The 17,114-nt window shown below is 70.6% G+C and carries 13 protein-coding genes and 1 riboswitch; of the genes, 2 read left to right on the top strand and 11 right to left on the bottom strand.

Annotated elements, in window-relative coordinates:
* Nucleotides 1-2: 2 nt before the first annotated feature.
* From PKE78_RS14425 to aptA, 11 genes are all read right to left on the bottom strand, one after another.
* Nucleotides 3-1,472: a cobyric acid synthase gene (locus tag PKE78_RS14425; protein ID WP_271201597.1), complete on the bottom strand. Its 1,470-nt coding sequence runs from the start codon at nucleotides 1,470-1,472 to the stop codon at nucleotides 3-5.
* Nucleotides 1,473-1,487: 15 nt separating this feature from the next.
* Nucleotides 1,488-2,105, bottom strand: a complete 618-nt coding sequence (cobO, locus tag PKE78_RS14420; RefSeq protein ID WP_271201596.1) for a cob(I)yrinic acid a,c-diamide adenosyltransferase — start codon at nucleotides 2,103-2,105, stop codon at nucleotides 1,488-1,490.
* On the bottom strand, nucleotides 2,102-6,181 hold the full coding sequence (gene cobN, locus PKE78_RS14415) for a cobaltochelatase subunit CobN (protein WP_271201595.1): 4,080 nt from the start codon (nucleotides 6,179-6,181) through the stop codon (nucleotides 2,102-2,104). The genes cobO and cobN overlap by 4 nt, the downstream gene beginning before the upstream one ends.
* Nucleotides 6,182-6,419: 238 nt before the next feature.
* Nucleotides 6,420-7,460: a cobalamin biosynthesis protein CobW gene (gene cobW, locus PKE78_RS14410; protein WP_271201594.1), complete on the bottom strand. Its 1,041-nt coding sequence runs from the start codon at nucleotides 7,458-7,460 to the stop codon at nucleotides 6,420-6,422.
* Nucleotides 7,457-7,990, bottom strand: coding sequence for a bifunctional adenosylcobinamide kinase/adenosylcobinamide-phosphate guanylyltransferase (gene cobU, locus PKE78_RS14405; RefSeq protein WP_271201593.1), 534 nt, complete (start codon nucleotides 7,988-7,990; stop codon nucleotides 7,457-7,459). The genes cobW and cobU overlap by 4 nt, the downstream gene beginning before the upstream one ends.
* Nucleotides 7,987-8,745, bottom strand: coding sequence for a CbtA family protein (locus PKE78_RS14400; RefSeq protein WP_271201592.1), 759 nt, complete (start codon nucleotides 8,743-8,745; stop codon nucleotides 7,987-7,989). Before PKE78_RS14400 ends, cobU begins: the two co-directional genes overlap by 4 nt.
* 16 nt (nucleotides 8,746-8,761) lie before the next feature.
* Nucleotides 8,762-8,947, bottom strand: coding sequence for a CbtB domain-containing protein (locus tag PKE78_RS14395; protein ID WP_271201591.1), 186 nt, complete (start codon nucleotides 8,945-8,947; stop codon nucleotides 8,762-8,764).
* 40 nt (nucleotides 8,948-8,987) lie between these two features.
* A riboswitch (cobalamin riboswitch) is annotated at nucleotides 8,988-9,191 on the bottom strand.
* Between the two features lie 51 nt (nucleotides 9,192-9,242).
* Nucleotides 9,243-9,470, bottom strand: coding sequence for a hypothetical protein (locus PKE78_RS14390; protein ID WP_271201590.1), 228 nt, complete (start codon nucleotides 9,468-9,470; stop codon nucleotides 9,243-9,245).
* Between the two features lie 133 nt (nucleotides 9,471-9,603).
* Entirely contained in the window at nucleotides 9,604-10,854 is a 1,251-nt protein-coding gene (locus PKE78_RS14385; protein ID WP_271201589.1) for a Zn-dependent hydrolase, read from the bottom strand.
* Nucleotides 10,855-10,872: 18 nt separating this feature from the next.
* Entirely contained in the window at nucleotides 10,873-11,283 is a 411-nt protein-coding gene (locus tag PKE78_RS14380; RefSeq protein WP_271201588.1) for a hypothetical protein, read from the bottom strand.
* Between the two features lies 1 nt (nucleotide 11,284).
* Nucleotides 11,285-12,628, bottom strand: coding sequence for an omega-aminotransferase AptA (aptA, locus tag PKE78_RS14375; RefSeq protein WP_271201587.1), 1,344 nt, complete (start codon nucleotides 12,626-12,628; stop codon nucleotides 11,285-11,287).
* Nucleotides 12,629-12,861: 233 nt separating this feature from the next.
* Between aptA and PKE78_RS14370 the strand changes: the two genes are divergently transcribed.
* Together PKE78_RS14370 and PKE78_RS14365 are read left to right on the top strand one after the other, a co-directional pair.
* Nucleotides 12,862-14,001 carry an efflux RND transporter periplasmic adaptor subunit gene (locus PKE78_RS14370; protein WP_271201586.1) on the top strand — a complete coding sequence of 380 codons (1,140 nt, stop codon included), beginning with the start codon at nucleotides 12,862-12,864 and terminating at the stop codon, nucleotides 13,999-14,001.
* A gap of 19 nt (nucleotides 14,002-14,020) precedes the next feature.
* Complete coding sequence (locus PKE78_RS14365; protein WP_271201585.1) at nucleotides 14,021-17,104, top strand: efflux RND transporter permease subunit; 3,084 nt, start codon at nucleotides 14,021-14,023, stop codon at nucleotides 17,102-17,104.
* The last annotated feature ends 10 nt before the right edge of the window (nucleotides 17,105-17,114 follow it).

Genomic DNA, 17,114 nt, shown 5'->3' with positions numbered 1-17,114 from the left:
CCTCAGACGCCCGCGCGGGCGATCGCCAGCATGCGCTCCACGTCGAGATGCGCGGCCAGATGGTCCGCGAGCGCGTCGAGCGTGGCGTCCACCGTCGCCTCATAGCGGAAGCCGGCGTCGGTCGCGCCGAAGCCGGCGAGGAACGCACGGCGGAAGCCATCCGCCGCGAACACGCCGTGGAGATAGGCCCCGACCACCCGGCCGTCCGGCGACGCGGCGCCTTCCGGGCGCCCCTCCACCTCAAATGGCGCGCGGCTCGTGTCTGGTCCGTCCGTGCGGCCCATGTGGATCTCGTAGGCCTCCACAGGCTCGCCGCTCGCGCGGTGCGCGCCCGTCACCCGGGCGAGGCGCTTCTCTGCGCCCAGCACGGTCTCCACATCGAGCAGGCCAAGGCCCTCAGCCTGCGCGGGCGGGCCTTCCACGCCGCCGGGATCGGCGACGACCCGGCCAAGCATCTGGTAGCCGCCGCACAAGCCCAGCACTCGGCCGCCACGCCGCGCATGGGCCCGGATGTCCGTGTCCCAGCCGAAGGAGCGCAGGGCGGCGAGGTCCGCGATGGTGGCCTTGGAGCCGGGGATCAGCACCAGATCGGTCTCCGGCGGCAGCGGCGCGCCGTGCTGGAGCAGCGTAAGCGCGACCGAAGGCTCGAGCCGGAGCGGATCGAGATCATCGAAATTGGCGATGCGCGGCAGCACGGGAACGGCGATCCGCACCACGCCGTCGCGTTGGCCGGCGCGGGAGGCGAGGTCTTCGGAATCCTCCGCCGGCAGCTTGGCCGCGTCCGCGAACCACGGCGCGACGCCAAGCGAGGGCCAGCCTGTGCGGTCGGAGATGATGCGCAGGCCTTCATTGAACAGGCGAGGATCGCCACGGAAGCGATTGATCAAAAAGGCCTTGATCAGGCGGTTGTCGTCGTCCGACAGCAGCGCCTTCGTGCCCACCAGAGTCGCGATCACGCCGCCGCGGTCGATATCCCCGATCAGCGCCACGGGGACCTGCGCGGCGCTCGCAAAACCCATGTTGGCGATGTCGACGGCGCGCAGGTTCGCCTCCGCCGCGCTGCCTGCGCCTTCCACCAGCACCAGATCGGCGCCCTCGGACACGCGCGCGAAACTGTCTAGCACCGCCGGCAGCAGGCTGGGCTTCAGGTTCCAATAGGCCCGGCCGCGATGGGAGCCGAGGCGTTTGCCCTGAACCACCACCTGCGACCCGGTTTCGCTCTCCGGCTTCAGCAGCACCGGGTTCATGTGGATCGAAGGTTCGAGACCGCAGGCGCGGGCCTGCAGCGCCTGCGCCCGGCCGATCTCGCCGCCGTCGGCGGTGACGGCGGCGTTGTTCGACATGTTCTGCGGCTTGAACGGCGCGACCTTCAGCCCTCGCCGCGCGAACAGCCGGCACAGCCCCGCCACGATCAGCGACTTGCCGACATTGGAGCCGGTGCCCTGAAACATGAGGGCGGGGGTGGGGGGCATGAACGCTTCCGCCGCTCAGAACTCGACGCCGGCCTGCGCCTTCACGCCGTCGCGGAACGGGTGCTTCACCTGGGTCATCTCGGTGACGAGGTCGGCGATCTCGATCATCTCGTCCTTTGCGTTGCGGCCGGTGACGACCACGTGGCAACCCTCGGGCCGGGCGGCGATGGCGGCGAGCACCTCGGGGAGGTCGAGATAGTCGTAGCGCAGCACGATGTTGAGCTCGTCGAGGATCACCATCTTGATCGAGGGGTCCGCAATGAACCGCTTCGACATCTCCCAGGCCTCGCGGGCGGCGCGGATGTCGCGCTCGCGATCTTGCGTCTCCCAGGTGAAGCCCTCGCCCATGGCGTGCACCTCGACCTGATCGGGGAATTTGCGCAGAAGGTCGCGCTCGCCGCTCTCCCACGGGCCCTTGATGAATTGCACCACGCCGACCTTCTGCCCATGGGCGATGGCGCGCATCGCCATGCCGAAGGCGGCGGTGGATTTGCCCTTGCCCTTGCCGGTGTGAACGATCAGCAGCCCTTTCTCGACCTGCCGCTCGGAGACGATCTTGTCCTGATGCTCCTTGCGCTTCTTCATCTTCTCGGCGTGGCGGGCGGGATCTTCGGTCATCGGGCTCTCCTTCATCCCTCTTTGCGCGCCAGCGCGGGGAGGGTGGCCTCGGCCGTCAGGCCGAGGTCGGGTGGGGTCTTCGACGTCGAGCGCAGTCCGCCGGCGGACCCCACCCGGCCGGCTTCGCCGTCCACCCTCCCCTTGGACAGGGGAGGGATCGCCAGCGCTTCCAACTGAGCCATCGCGCTGTTGCGGGTCGGCCGCCAGAAGCCTCGGCGCTCTGCGTCGAGGAAGGCGCGGGCCATGGCGGCGAGCGCGGCGGGGTTCGCCTCCGCGATGAAGCCGCGCACCGTCTCGTCGCCGACATAGGCGTCGTAGAGCGCGTCGAACTGGTGGCTGCCGACCGTATCGGTGGTGGCGGCGAAGCCCGAGAGATTGGTCACCGTCGCCAGCATCTCGGCCGCGCCCTTGTGGCCGTGCTCGCGCATGGCGGCGACCCATTTGGGGTTGGTCGCGCGGGCGCGCATCACTAGCGCGATCTCGTCCTTCAGAGTGCGGACGACCGGCGTCTCCATGCGCGAGGTGTCGAGGTGGTAGAGCGCTGGCGCCGAACCTCTGAGCGCTTCGATCGCCGCCGAAAGGCCGCCGGCGAATTCGTGCACGTCGTCCGAATCAAGCAGGTCGAATTCGCGGGCGTCCTGGGTCTGCACCACGCCGTCGACGGCGCGGGCCATGGCCTCCAGCGCGGCGCGGTCCGGCGCGCCCTCCACGCCTTGCGCGTAGGCGAAGCCGCTGGCCGCGAGATAGGCGCGGCCGAGATCGTCCCGCGTCTCCCACGCGCCCTGATCCAGCAGCGGCGCGAGGCCAGTCCCATAGGCGCCGGGGCGCGCGCCGAACACGCTGTGGCCGGCGCGTCCCGCATCCGCCTCCGCCTTCAGCCGCGCGGCGACGGGGTTTGATTCTTCATCCTCGGGCAGGGCGCCCACGAGGCGCACCGCCTCGTCGATCAGGTCGATCTGGAACGGGAAGGCGTCGCGGAAGAAGCCCGAGATGCGGAACAGCACGTCCACACGGGGGCGCTTCAGCTCGGCGAGCGTCAGAGGGACAAGCCCCACCACCCGCGACGAGCCCGCCTCCCATTGCGGCGCGACGCCGAGCAGCGCGAGCGCCTGGGCGATGTCGTCGCCGCCGGTGCGCATATTGGCGGTGCCCCAGGCGGAAAGCGCCAGCCGCTTCGGCCATTCGCCGTGGTCTTGATAGTGCCGACGGCACAGCGTGTCGGCCGCCGCGCGGCCGAGCCGCCATGCCGCTTCGGTCGGCGCGGAGCGCGGATCGAGCGCGAAGAAGTTGCGGCCCGTGGGCAGCGCGTCGAGCCTGGCGCGGGTCGGCGCGCCGGAGGGTCCGGGCGCCACGAAGCGGCCGTCGAGCGCCCTCAGGAAGCCGTCGATCTCCGCCGGCCCCGAGGCGTCCACGCGGGGGGCGACGACGGTCGCAAGTTCGCGCAGGACGGCGGAGGAGCGTGGAAGCTGGACAGCGCCGGTCGACGACATGCGATCGTCATGCCCCGGCTTGTCCGGGGCATCCAGCGTGTTCGTGGCGCATGCCCGTCCACGTGTAGAGCGCGCTTGAGAGGTGGCCCCCCCGGACAAGCCGGGGGATGACGGCGCGATTGGCCCCGCGCTCACCTCCACCAGCCCCAGCGCCAGAAGCTCGAGCCGCTCCAGCGTATCCCCGGCCGTGCGCCACGGGTCGGTCGAAACCTCGACCAACGCGGCGGGGCGCGGGCCGTCCCAGCGGGCGGCGAGGTCGGCGTTGAGCGGGTCGAATCCGTCGAGCCCGAGATCGGCGGCCAGCGCCCGCGTCAGCGAGGCGTCTTGCGCGCGCGGGCCGCGGGGCGCCCGCACCAGCGCCGTCAGCAGCTCGGCCCGCTTCGCGCCCGTCGGCGAGCGGCCGAACACGTGCAGCCCGTTGCGCACCTGCAGCTCCTTCACCTCGCACAGGAAGGCGTCGAGCTTGGTCAGGGCGTCGTCCGGGTCGTCGGCGATGGAGAAGCCGCAGTCGCGGTCAAGCCCGAGGCTCGCGGCGCGGGCGAGGATTTCCTTTCCGAGCGTCGCCGCCCGGCGCGGGTCGAGCCCCTGCGCCTCGGCGTATTCGTCTACCAGCGTCTCGACCTCGCGCAGAGCGGCGGTTCCTTCCGCGCGGGCGAGCGGCGGCGTCAGGTGGTCGACGATGACGGCCGAGGCCCGGCGCTTGGCCGCGGCGCCCTCGCCGGGGTCGTTGACGATGAAGGGGTAGACATGTGGCAGGGGGCCGAGCGCCACCTCCGGCCCGCAGGCCGCCGACAGCGCCAGCGCCTTGCCCGGCAACCATTCCAGATTGCCGTGCTTGCCCACATGCACGACCGCCTGAACGCCGAAGGCCTCGCGCAGCCAGACGTAGAAGGCAAGGTGCCCATGGGGCGGCGGCAGGTCGGGGTCGTGATGCGCGGCCTTGGGGTCGACGTCGAAGCCGCGCGACGGTTGCACGCCGAGCACGACGTTGCCGTAAGCCCGCAGCGCCAGCCGGAAGCCGCCGACCTGCGCGTCGAAGCTCGGGTCCGCCTCGGGCGCGCCCCAGCGGCCGACGATCTTGTCTCGCGCGGCGGCGGGCAGCGCGGCGAGGAAGCGGCGGTACTTGGTGACGGGAAGGAGCGTCGCTTCCGAATAGAGCGCGTCATGCCCCGGCTTGTCCGGGGCATCCAGGGTTTCTGGACAGCTCGACGCCAAAACTGGATTCCCCGGACAAGACGGGGAATGACGGGTCTTGCTCAGGGGCGCCGCGCGGGCGGAGGCCTCAAGCGCCGCCGTCATGTCCGCCACCACCGCCGCGCCGCTGTCCGGCGCGCCATTCGCAGCGTAGCCCGCGTCCCGCAGCGCCCCGAGCAGCACGGCGGCGCTCTGGGGCGTGTCGAGGCCGACGCCGTTGGCGAGGCGCGCGGTCCCCGTGGGATAATTGGCGAGGATCAGGGCCACCTTGCGCTCTCCGCGCGGCGTGTTCCGCAGCCGCGCCCAGTTCGCCGCGAGGTCCGCCACGAAGGCCACCCGATCCTCCGCCGCCTCGAAGGCCACGATCTCGGTCTCGGTCGCGGGGTCGAACCGGCCGGCGGTCTTGAAGCCGACGGCGCGGGTGAAGATGCGGCCGTCGATCTCCGGCAACGCCACCGCCATGGCGAGGTCACGCGCGCCGAGGCCTCGCGGGGAGGCCTCCCAGGTCTGCCGGTCCATGCCGGCGAGCGCCACCTGCAGCACGGGCGCGTCCGCTGAATCGAGCGGCGTCGCGGCCCAGGCCGCGCCGGGCTTCGACACCGCGAACACGGTCGTGTTCAGCACCACGGCGGGGCGGACAGTCGCGAAGGTCTCGCGCACGAAGGCCGCGGCGGCTGCCTCTTTCAGCGACGACACGAAGATCGGCAGGGGGCCAAGCCCGCGCGCCGTGAGCGCTTCGACCAGGGCGTCGATCGCGGCGACGTCACCGGCCTGATACTGCGCGCGGTAGAACACGATCGGCGCCGCGTCGGCGCCCTCCGGCCAGCGAGCGCGGATGGCGTCAAGATTAGGCGCGGCGAGGCCGGGCCAGTAAAGGTCCGCGGCGGCGGTCGCGATCGGCTCAGCCCGAACGGCGGCGCCGTCGACCCAGGCGCGGCAGGCGTCGAGGGCTGCCGCGAGGTTCGCCGGCCCGCCCTCCACCAGCAGCCGCCACAGCCGGTCGGCTTCGTCGACAGGCACGGTGGAGCGGGTGATCAGGTCGGGATCGGCGTTGTGGCAGCCGGGCATCACGGCGAGCTTGACGCCATGGCGCTTCGCCATTCGCACGGTTTCGTCGACGCCGTAGGGCCAGTAGGCCTCGCCGCCCAACAGCCGCAGCACCACGAGCTTCGAGCGCGCGACCGTCTTTTCAAGGAAGAGGTCGACCGACAGGTTGTGGCGCAGCTTCTGCAGGCTCGCGAGCCTGAGCGACGGCGCGTCCGCTCCAAGACCGGCATGCGCGCGGGCGAGGCCTGCGATCTCCGTGTCGGCCGCGGACACGATCACGACGTCGGCCGGCGACAGGTCGAGGTCGACCGCCTCCGTCCCGTCGCCGATCGGCTGTCCCTGAGCCTTCAGGAGATGCATGCGTTTGGAAGTCCTTGGTCCGAGTCGCGGATCAGCTCGATCCTGGAAGCGGTCGGCAGACGCATCGTCATGCCCCGGTTTATCCGGGGCATCCAGACCCGACGTTCGCACGCGGGCGCGGAAGCGTTCGTGGCGAAGTGGATCCCCCGGACAAGCCGGGGGATGACGCCGGAGCGCCGCTGCCTGATGACGATCCCGGCTCTCGGCTGACGCCTCGGCCGGGACGACGGCATCCGCTTCACCCCGCCAGCGCCGCCTCGATCGCGGCCTGGTCGACGCCCTTCTCGGCGATCACCACCAGCCGGCCTAGTCGCGCCTCGCCGTCCTTCCACGGGCGGTCGAAGTAGCTGTCCACACGGGTTCCGACCGCCTGGACCACAAGGCGCGCGGCCTTGCCCGCCACCGGCACGAAACCCTTGATCCGCAACACGTCGTGGGCGTCGAGCACCTTGCGCACACGCGACTCCAGCACGGCGGCGTCGGCGGCGTCCGGCGTCTTGGCGATGAAGCTCACGAAGTCGTCGTGGTCGTGCTGGACCTCGCCCTCCATCTCGTGGGTGGTCGGGCGGCCGTCGATCTTGTCCTCGACGCCGGAGGCGATGCCCAGCAATACGTCGGCGGAGATCTCGCCGTTCGCGGCGGAGACCACCCGCACGCCCGCGCTCGCATGCTCCAGCACCTGCGCCTTCACGGCGTCCGCGTCGCCGGCGGCGAGCAGATCAGCCTTGTGCAGCACGATCAGATCGGCGGCGCGCACCTGGTCCTCGAACAGCTCCTCTATCGGGTCCTCGTGGTCGAGGTTGGGATCGGCGGCGCGCTGTGCCGCCACCGCCTCCTCGTCATGGGCGAAGCGGCCGTCCCGGACCGCAGGGCCGTCGACCACGGTGACGACGCCGTCGACGGTCACGCGGGTCGCGATCTCGGGCCAGCGGAAGGCGCGCACCAGCGGCTGGGGCAGCGCGAGGCCGGAGGTCTCGATCACGATGTGGTCCGGCTGCGGCGACCGCGCGAGGATCTTCTCCATGGTGGGGACGAAGTCGTCGGCCACCGTGCAGCAGATGCAGCCGTTCGCAAGCTCGACGATGTCCTCCTCCCGGCAGGCCTCGCTTCCGCAGGCCTTCAGCACATCGCCGTCGATGCCGACGTCGCCGAATTCGTTGACGATCAGCGCGATCTTGCGGCCGCCGGCGTTCTGCAGGAGGTGGCGGATCAGCGTGGTCTTGCCGGCGCCGAGAAATCCGGTGACGACGGTGGCTGGGATCTTCTGGGGGGCGGTCATAGCGGCTCCTTTGGGAGCTTGAGATCGAGAGGCAGGCCGGCCGCCACCAGCGTTACGCGATCGGCGATCGCCGCCACGCGCTGGTTCAGCCGGCCCTGATGATCGCGGAACGCGCGGGCCAGCGCGTTGTCGGGCACGACGCCGTAGCCCACTTCGTTGGACACCAGAACGACGGGGCCGCGCGCCGCGGCGAGCGCCGATAGCAGCCGGCCGCCCTCATGCTCCACGTCGAGACCGGCCAGCATCACGTTGCTGAGCCAGAGCGTGAGGCAGTCCACCAGCAGAGCGCGGTTCGGGCCGGCTTCGGCCGCGACAGCCTCAGTGAGGGCGAGCGGCGCGTCCACGGTGCGCCAGTCGCGGTCGGCGCGGTCGGCTTGGTGCCGGGCGATGCGGTCGCGCATCTCGTCGTCGTAAGCCTCGGCCGTCGCCACATAGACGAGGTCGAGACCGTGAACGGCGGCGAGGCCCTCGGCGAAGCGGCTCTTGCCCGAGCGCGCGCCGCCGATGACGAGCGACAGCCGGACGGTCACGCTCCGCCGAAGCGCGGACGCAGCGCGCCCGCCAGCGCCCCGAGCGCGGCCCAGAACACGAAGCCGGTCACGATCACCGCCACCACGAAGTCGTGCTCCAGCTTGCGCGGGATCGCCGGCGGCTCGTCGGCCTGGGGCGCGCCGACGACGTGAGGCGCGGCGATCAGGGCGACCGCGAGGACGGCCAACACGGGCGAACGGCCGAAGGCGAGCAGCGCGAGACCGAGCGCGGTGGCGGCCACCGTGCCGATCCACCACAGCTGCCGGGCCTCCAGCGCCGCGCCGGTGACGCCGGGCGCCTCTGGCGGCAGGCCGATGGAGGGGGCGAGGGTGAAGGCGGCGAAGCCGGCGAGACCCCAGAACAGGCCTTCGCGCCACGAGGTCAGGCCGCCCTTGAGCTCGCTCGCGGAGACGAGCAGCAGCGCGAAGCCGACCGCGCTCAGCACGTTGGCGGCGACGGTCCAGCCGAAGCGCTCGGCGCCGTCGGCGGGCGCCCAGGCGTCGGGATCGTGGGCGTGGGCCTCATGCGCCTTCTGCGCGGCGAGGTCGGCTTTTACGGCGGCCAGATGGTCGTGCTCGCCGGAGGCCGCGTGGTCGTGCGGCTTGGGGGCGGCAGCCTCGTCGCGCTGGGACTCGAACGCTTCGGCCTGAACGATGAGCGGCTGAACGCTGAAATGCTGCACGAGTGTCAGCACCAGGCCGGAGCCGAGCCCCACCAGCGCCGCCACCAGAACGATGGTGCGGAAAAGGTTCACGATGTCGGCTCCGGCCTCAGTGGCAGGGGAAGCCGATCGAGTGCCGATGGTCGTGGGCCGCGTTGTGCGCCACGGCCATCTGCGCGAAGCCCGTTCCGCCGATGATGATGACGCCGAACAGGAAGGCGGCGACGATCGAGACCGCGCGCGACGAGGCGCCCGCGGCGGGGGCGGCGGACGAACGGAGATCGGCGTGCGACATGGGTTCAAGCCTTTTCGTGCCCTCCCACCGAGGGCGTTGGCGGTTGCTCGCGGTTCCGGCAGGTGTCCTGGCTCGCGGGTCGCGGCGGTCGCGCCGGCCTTCCCAGGTCGAAACCCAGTGGCCATGGTCCTTGGCGCGCCGCTCGCCGCTCACAGTTGCGGGGGCAGCTCCGGATTCGAAGCGCCGAGGCGCCTCCCACCGGATTCCCTCAGAGGTCCCGAAGGACGCCGAAGCGAATGACAGAGCGGTAGCAGACGGCGGAGAACGGGACAACGGCGACGAAGGTCCCGCGACGTCAGGTCAACCTGAGAAGAGCCGCCAACGCGCCGACCGCCACGACGACCGGCCCGCCGAGGCGGATCGTCTGGGCCTGGATCAGGCGTTCGGTCTCGGAGCGAGACGTCGCCATCTCGGCGCGCAGGATTTTCATGTCGGCGTCGATCCGGTCGCCGATCCGCGTAAGATCAGAGTCGATCCGATCGGTCGCCAATATGAGATCGGATTTGGTGACGAGTTCGACCATCACGAAACTTCTCACGGCCTCAGCGTGCGCCTCCGCCTATGACCGGCCGACGCCAGCGTTCTCAAGATGCCTTGCGTATCCCAAAGTATCGAAGGCGAACGCCATATCCTTGCCTCTTGGCGAAGACGTCAGCTTAGCCGAACTTCCGGTCGTAGCGAAGGACGGCGTCGAGCAGAACCTGGGCGCCGGCGGCGCACTGCTCCAGCGTGGAGCTTTCGGCCTCGTTGTGGCTGATCCCGCCCTTGCACGGCACGAAGATCATCGCGGTCGGCGCCACCCGCGCCACATAGGCCGCGTCATGTCCGGCGCCCGAAACCATGCGCCGCGAACCCTGCCCGAAGGCTTTGGCGGCCGCCTCGACCGCGGCCACGCACTCCGCGTCGAAGATCGTCGCCGGCTGGTCCCAGATGCGGACCGGCGCGCCCTCGAGGCCAAGGTCCGACGTGATCTCAGCGACCGCCGCGATCAGATCGCTCTCCATCGCGGCGACCTTGGCGTCGTCGGGCGAGCGGAAGTCGACGGTGAGGAAGACCTCGCCCGGCGAGACATTGCGAGAGTTGGGCTTGACCTCCATCAGGCCGACGGTGCCGACGCAGTCCGGGCGCGCGCGGCCGATGCGGTCGACGGCGGCGACGACGCGCGCGGCCCCGACCAGCGCGTCGCGGCGGAGGCGCATCGGCGTCGCGCCGGAATGGGCGTCCTGGCCGACGAGCGTCAGCTCGTACCAGCGGATGCCCTGAACCGCCTCGACGACGCCGATCATCTTGTCCTCGTCCTCGAGGATCGGGCCCTGCTCGATATGCAGCTCGAAGAAGGAGGAGAACGCCCTCACGCCGCACGGCTCCTCGCCGCGATAGCCGATCCGGTCGAGCTCGGCGCCGAAGGTCGCGCCCTCGCGGTCGGTCTGGGCGAGCGCCGTCTCCTTCGCGATCGCGCCGGCGAAAACGCCGGAGGCGAGCATGGCGGGCGCGAAGCGCGAGCCCTCCTCATTGGTCCAGTTCACGAGCTCCAGCGGCGCGCTGGTCTCGTAGCCGGCGTCGTGCAGGGTGCGCAGAACCTCAAGCCCGGCCAGCACGCCAAGCACGCCGTCGAACTTGCCGCCGGTCGGCTGGGTGTCGAGATGCGAGCCGAAGGCGATCGGCGCGACGTCGTCGCGGCGGCCGGACCGGCGGGCGAACATGTTGCCCATGTCGTCGATCGTCACAGTGCAGCCGAGCGCCTCGCAGGCCGAGCGGAACCAGTCGCGCACCTGCCGGTCCTCGTCCGTCAGCGTCAGCCGGCGCACGCCGCCCTTGGGGGTGCCGCCGAAGGTCGCGGTCTCGTGGATCGTCTCCCAGAGCCGCCGGCCGTCGACGGCGAGGTTGTGGGTCGTCGGAGCAGCCATGGAGGCGGGGCTTTCGTTCTAGTAGCCGAGCAGGGTCGCGGCGATGCCGACGGGCGAGGGCGAGAGGCCCCGGCCGACGGCGAGCGCTTCCCACAGGAACAGGACGAGCCCGATCGTTCCGAGAGCCACGCCGAGCCGGCGCGCGGCGTCGCCGAGGCGGGTCGCGGCCGCGGACCTCGCCAGCATGATCACGGCGGCCGCGACCGCCGCGCCGACGAGCGCGACGACCGCCCAGTATTGCGGGTTGGCCGCGCCGCGGATCTGCGGGCTATGGCCGAGCCCGACCACGGACAGGGCGATCAGCGCGATGAAGCCGAGGCCCCAGCCGAAGAAGGCGGCGCGGCTCAGGGGGCGGTCCTCGTCCCTGCGGATCGGGCCTTCGTTCGGCGAGGGCTTGCTCTGCGCAGGACGCGCCGGGGGCATGGCCATGTCAGTCGATCTCGCGCAGCACGTCGGCGAGCGTGCCGACGAGCTCGTCGATCTGCGCCTCCGAGATGATCAGCGGAGGCGACATGGCGATGATGTCGCCGGTGGTGCGGATCATGATGCCCTTCTCGTAGGCCTTCAGGAAGGCGGAGAAGGCGCGCTTGGTCGGCTGGCCCTCGATCGGCTCCAGCTCGACCGCGCCCACGAGGCCGATGTTGCGGATGTCGATCACGTGCGGCAGCCCCTTGAGCGCATGCAGCGCGTCGGCGAACCGCTCGCCGACCTCGCTCGCGCGGGTGAGCAGGCCTTCCTCGGCGTAGGTGTCGAGGGTCGCGAGGCCGGCGGCGCAGGCGAGCGGGTGCGCCGAGTAGGTGTAGCCGTGGAACAGCTCGATGATGTGCTCGGGGCCGTTCATGAAGACGTCGTAGATCTTCGAGGACACGAACGTCGCGCCCATCGGAACGACGCCGTTGGTGATGCCCTTGGCGGTGACCATGATGTCCGGCGTCACGCCGAACCAGTCGGTCGCGAACGGCGCGCCGAGGCGGCCGAAGCCGGTGATGACCTCGTCGAAGATCAGCAGCAGGCCGTGCTTGTCGCAGAGCGCCCGAAGCCGCTCGAGATAGCCCTTCGGCGGCAGCACCACGCCGGTCGAGCCTGCGACCGGCTCGACGATCACGGCGGCGATGGTCGAGGCGTCGTGCAGCGCGACGAGGCGTTCGAGGTCGTCGGCGAGCTCGGCGCCATGCTCCGGGATTCCGCGCGAGTAGGCGTTGCGCTCGCGGTCGTAGGTGTGGCGCAGGTGGTCGGTTCCGGGCAGGCCGGGACCGAAGGTCTTGCGATTCGTGACGATTCCCCCGACCGAGATGCCGCCGAAGCCCACGCCGTGATAGCCGCGCTCGCGGCCGATCAGCCGGAAGCGGCCGCCTTCGCCGCGCGCCTTCTGGTAGGCGAGGGCGATCTTGAGCGCGGTGTCGACCGCCTCCGAGCCCGAGTTCGTGAAGAACACGTGGTCGAGGCCCTTCGGCGCCAGCGCGGTCAGCCGCGCCGCGAACTCGAAGGCTTTGGGGTGGCCCATCTGGAAGGCCGGCGCGTAGTCGAGCTCGGCGACCTGCCGCTGCACCGCCTCCACGATCTTCGGGCGGGCGTGGCCGGCGTTGACGCACCAGAGCCCCGCCGTGCCGTCGAGAACCTGCCGGCCGTCGGAGGTGGTGTAGTGCATGTCCTTGGCGCCGACGAGCAGGCGCGGGGCGTTCTTGAATTGGCGGTTCGCCGTGAACGGCATCCAGAACGCATCGAGATTGTTGGTCGGCGCGGGCTGAAGCGCGGCGGCGGAGCTCGGGGGCATGGGCTTTCCAGTGCTTTTTCGGCGGCGCGAACGGCGCGCGTCAGGGTGGTCCGCCCGCGGGTGGCGGGTCAAGGCGCGGATCGGCATGCGCGCCTTGCCGGATTGCAGCGCGCCCGTTCCCGATGCCGTGAACGGGCGCAAGGCGGCTGGCCTTGGCGCGTAAGAGAAGGCGAGGGCGCGCCGCGATGGCGCCGACGCGCCCGTTGCAGTAGATTCGACGCCTTGGAGATCGCATGCGCAGGTCGTTCATCGCCCTTGCGGCGCTGGCCGCAGTTGGAACCGGCGCTTACGCCGGACTGAACGACATGTTGCCGGGCTTCGCCCAGGGCGCGTTCGACCGGGGCGTCGCAGCGGCGGGGCGGCCCACCGCGGCCGCCGCAAAACCCGCTCCCGCCGCGCCGGCCGCGATCGTCGTCGAGGCGGCGGCCGCCCGGCCGGAAACCGTCGCCGCGCGTTTCGCCTCGGTCGGCACGCTGGTGTCGGACGAATCGGTCCAGCTCGCCTCCGAACAGCCCGGTCGGCTGGTCGCGATCCGGTTCCGGGAAGGCGATCGGGTCGAAGCCAACGCGCCGGTGCTGAAGTTCGACGACACGCTGCTGATGGCGGAGCTGAAGGACCTCGAGGCGCGGCTGGCGCTCGCGGAGGCCAACTTCAAGCGCGCCCAGTCGCTCTCGAAATCCGGCTACGCCACCGACACGGCCAGGGACCAGGCGATCGCGGACCGCGCCACGGCTCAGGCGGCGGTGGAGCTCGCCAAGGTGCGGCTCGGCAAGACCGAGATCCGCGCTCCGTTCGAGGGCGTCGTGGGTTTCCGCCTCGCCTCCGTCGGCGCCTATGTCCAGGCGGGACAGCCGATCGTCAACCTCGAGAGCATCGACACGCTGAAGGTGGACTTCCGCGTGCCAGAGACGCGGCTCGCCGACGTGCGGCCCGGCCTCGACGTCGGCGTCGCGGTCGACGCCTATCCCAACCGGACGTTTCGAGGGAAAATCGAGGCGATCGACCCGTTGGTCGACGTCAATGGCCGGGCGCTCAAGGTGCGCGCGCGGCTCGACAACGCCGACGGGCTGCTGCGTCCGGGGCTGTTCGCACGCGTGGAGGTTCAGGCGGACGAATCCCGGCAGGTGGTCGTGATCCCCGAGAGCGCGCTGATGCCGCGCGGGTCCGAGAACCACGTGTTCCGCGTTCGCGAGGGCCGGGCGATCGACACGCCGGTGAAGCTCGGCGAGCGGCGCGCAGGGCAGGTGGAGATCGTCTCGGGCCTGACCGGAGACGAGATGGTGGTGACCGCAGGCCAGACGCGGCTGAAGGACGGCGCCGCCGTGCGGGTGGTGGACGCCGCGCGGCAGGCCTCGGCCGCGCCGGCGCCTTGAGCGGCGCGGGGAGCGCGCGGTGAAGATCGCTGAAACCTGCGTTCGCCGGCCGGTCTTCGCGACGGTCCTGAGCCTCGCGATCGTGCTGATCGGGCTCGTCGCCTATCAGCGGCTCGCGGTCCGCGAATATCCGAACGTCGACGAGCCGACGGTCTCCGTCACCACCACCTATCCCGGCGCCGCGGCCCGCATCATCGAGAGCCAGGTGACGCAGGTGCTGGAGGATTCGATCTCAGGGATCGAAGGCATCGACGTCATCGAGAGCCAGAGCCGGCAGGAGTCGAGCCGGATCACCGTGCGCTTCAACCTGAACGTCAATCCCGACGTGGCGGCGAGCGACGTGCGCGATCGGGTGGCGCGGGTGAGGTCGCGCCTGCCGGACGAGATCGACGAGCCGGTGATCGCGAAGGTCGAGGCCGACGCTCAGCCGGTGATGTACCTCGCCTTCCGTTCCGATCAAATGAGCCAGCTCGACCTGACGGACTATGTCAGCCGCTACGTGCTCGACCGCCTCAAGATCCTGCCCGGCGTCGCCGACATCCAGATCTTCGGCGAGCGGCGCTACGCCATGCGGATCTACGTCGACCGCATCCGGCTCGCGGCTTACGGTCTGACCGTGCAGGACGTCGAGACCGCGCTGTCCCAGCAGAACGTCGAGATTCCGTCCGGCCGCATCGAGAGCGCCGACCGCGAGTTCTCCGTGCTGTCGCGCACCGGCTTGGAGACGCCGCAGCAGTTCGAGGACATCGTCGTCAAGGTCGCCGACGGCGCGCTGGTGCGCATGCGCGACGTCGCGAAGGTCGAGCTGGGCGCCGCCGACTATCGCAAGGCGTCGCGCTACGACTCCGGGCCGGCGGTCGCGATCGGCGTCATCAAGCAGGCGACCGCCAATCCGCTCGAGGTCTCGAAGGGCGTCAGGGAGGCGCTGCCCGAGATCCAGGCGACGCTGCCGGACGGCGTGACGGTGCTGCTGAACTACGATCAGGCGGTCTTCATCGATCGCTCGATCGAGGCGGTCTGGCACACGGTCGTCGAGGCGATCGTGCTGGTCGTGTTGGTGATCTTCTTCTTCCTGCGGACCGTGCGGGCCTCGCTGATCCCCGTCGTCACGATCCCGGTGTCGCTGATCGCCACCTTTGCGATGATGCTGGCGTTCGGCTTCACCGTGAACACGCTGACGCTGCTGGCGCTCGTGCTCGCGATCGGCCTCGTGGTCGACGACGCCATCGTGGTGCTGGAGAACATCTACCGGCACGTCGAGGAGGGCATGAAGCCGGTCGAGGCGGCGATCAAAGGCTCCCGCGAGATCGGCTTCGCGGTGATCGCCATGACAGTCACGCTCGCCGCCGTCTACGCGCCGGTCGCGTTTTCGCCCGGCCGGACGGGGCGGCTGTTCACGGAGTTCGCGCTGACGCTCGCCGGCGCCGTCATCGTCTCGGGCTTCGTCGCGCTGACGCTGACGCCGATGATGTGCTCGCGCATGCTGAAGCATCAGCCGAACCCCGGCCGCGTCTTCCTCGCCATGGAGCGCTGGTTCCGGGCGACGGAGCGCGGCTACCGGCGCCTTGTCGCGGCCACTCTTGGATTTCGCGCGCCGGTCATGATTCTGGCGCTCGTGGTGGCCGGCGGGGCCGCCTTTCTGTTCACGCACCTCACGTCGGAGCTGTCGCCGACCGAGGACCGCGGCATCCTGCAGATCCGCGGCCAGGCGCCCGAGGGCGCGACCATCGCCTATGGCACGCGCTACACCCAGCAGCTCGAGGACATCCTGCGCGGCGTTCCCGAGGTCGACGGCTATCTCACCATCGTCGGCCACCCCCTGATCACCAACGTCATCGGACGCGCGCCCCTCAAGGACTGGAGCGAGCGCGACCGGTCGCAGCAGCAGATCATGGCGGAGCTCTCCAGGAAGTTCCGCGACGTCGCCGGCCTCGCGCTGTTCACGACCAACCCGCCGGCGCTCGGCCAGCGCGGCGGTTCGCGCCCGGTGCAGTTCGTCCTGCAGACCTCCGGACCCTACGAGGAGCTGGACCGGATCGCGCGCGAGTTCGTGGCGCGGATTTCGGCGGATAATCCGCGGCTGCTCAACATCGAGAGCGACCTCGAGCTCAACGCGCCCGAGCTGAGGGTCGAGCTCGACCGCTCCAAGATCGCCGACCTCGGCCTCGACGTCGCGACCGTCGGGCGCACGCTCGAGACCCTGCTGGGTTCCCGTCAGGTCACGCGCTTCGAGCGCGACGGCGAGCAGTACGACGTCATCGTGCAGCTGGCGGACGCCGACCGCGCGACGCCGGAGACGCTCTCCACCATCTACGTCCGGGCGCCGAACCGCGGCGGCGGTCCCGGCCCGATGGTTCAGCTCTCGAACCTCGTCACCGTCAAGGACTCGGTCGCGCCGCGCGAGCTCCGGCGCTTCAACCAGCTGCGATCCGCCACCATCGAGATGAACCTCGCCGACGGCTACGCCATGGGCGAGGCGCTGGCCTATCTCGAAGGCGTCGCGCAGGAGACGCTGCCGGACACGGTGCAGACCGACGTCAACGGCCAGAGCCGCGAGTATCTGGCGTCCAACCAGAGCCTTGGGCTGATCTTCGGGCTGGCGATCCTGTTCATCTATCTGGTGCTCGCGGCGCAGTTCGAGAGCTTCGTCGACCCGCTGATCATTCTCCTGACCGTACCGCTGTCGATGACCGGCGCGCTCGCCGCGTTGTGGCTGACCGGGGGCACGCTGAACGTCTACTCCCAGATCGGGCTCGTCACGCTGATCGGACTGATCACCAAGCACGGCATCCTGATCGTTGAGTTCGCGAACCAGCTTCAAGAGCAGGGCAGGGACCGCGCGTCAGCCGTGATCGAAGCGGCGGCGCTGAGGCTGCGGCCGATCCTGATGACGACCGGCGCGATGGTGTTCGGCGCCTTGCCGCTCGCGCTCGCGTCGGGGGCGGGCGCGGAAAGCCGCCAGCAGATCGGCTGGGTCATCGTCGGCGGCATGACCTTCGGCACGCTTCTGACGCTGTTCGTGGTGCCCGTCGTCTACAGTCTGATCGGGCAGCGCAAGGCGGCCGAACCCGGCGTCGCGCCATTGGCCGCGCCTGCGGAGTAGGGGCGCCTGC

The sequence above is a fragment of the Methylopila turkensis genome (assembly GCF_027922325.1).
GTDB classification, from domain to species: Bacteria; Pseudomonadota; Alphaproteobacteria; order Rhizobiales; family Methylopilaceae; genus Methylopila; species Methylopila turkensis.
The sequence above is the reverse complement of the archived record's forward strand: the minus strand, read 5'-3'. Positions and strand labels throughout refer to the sequence as shown.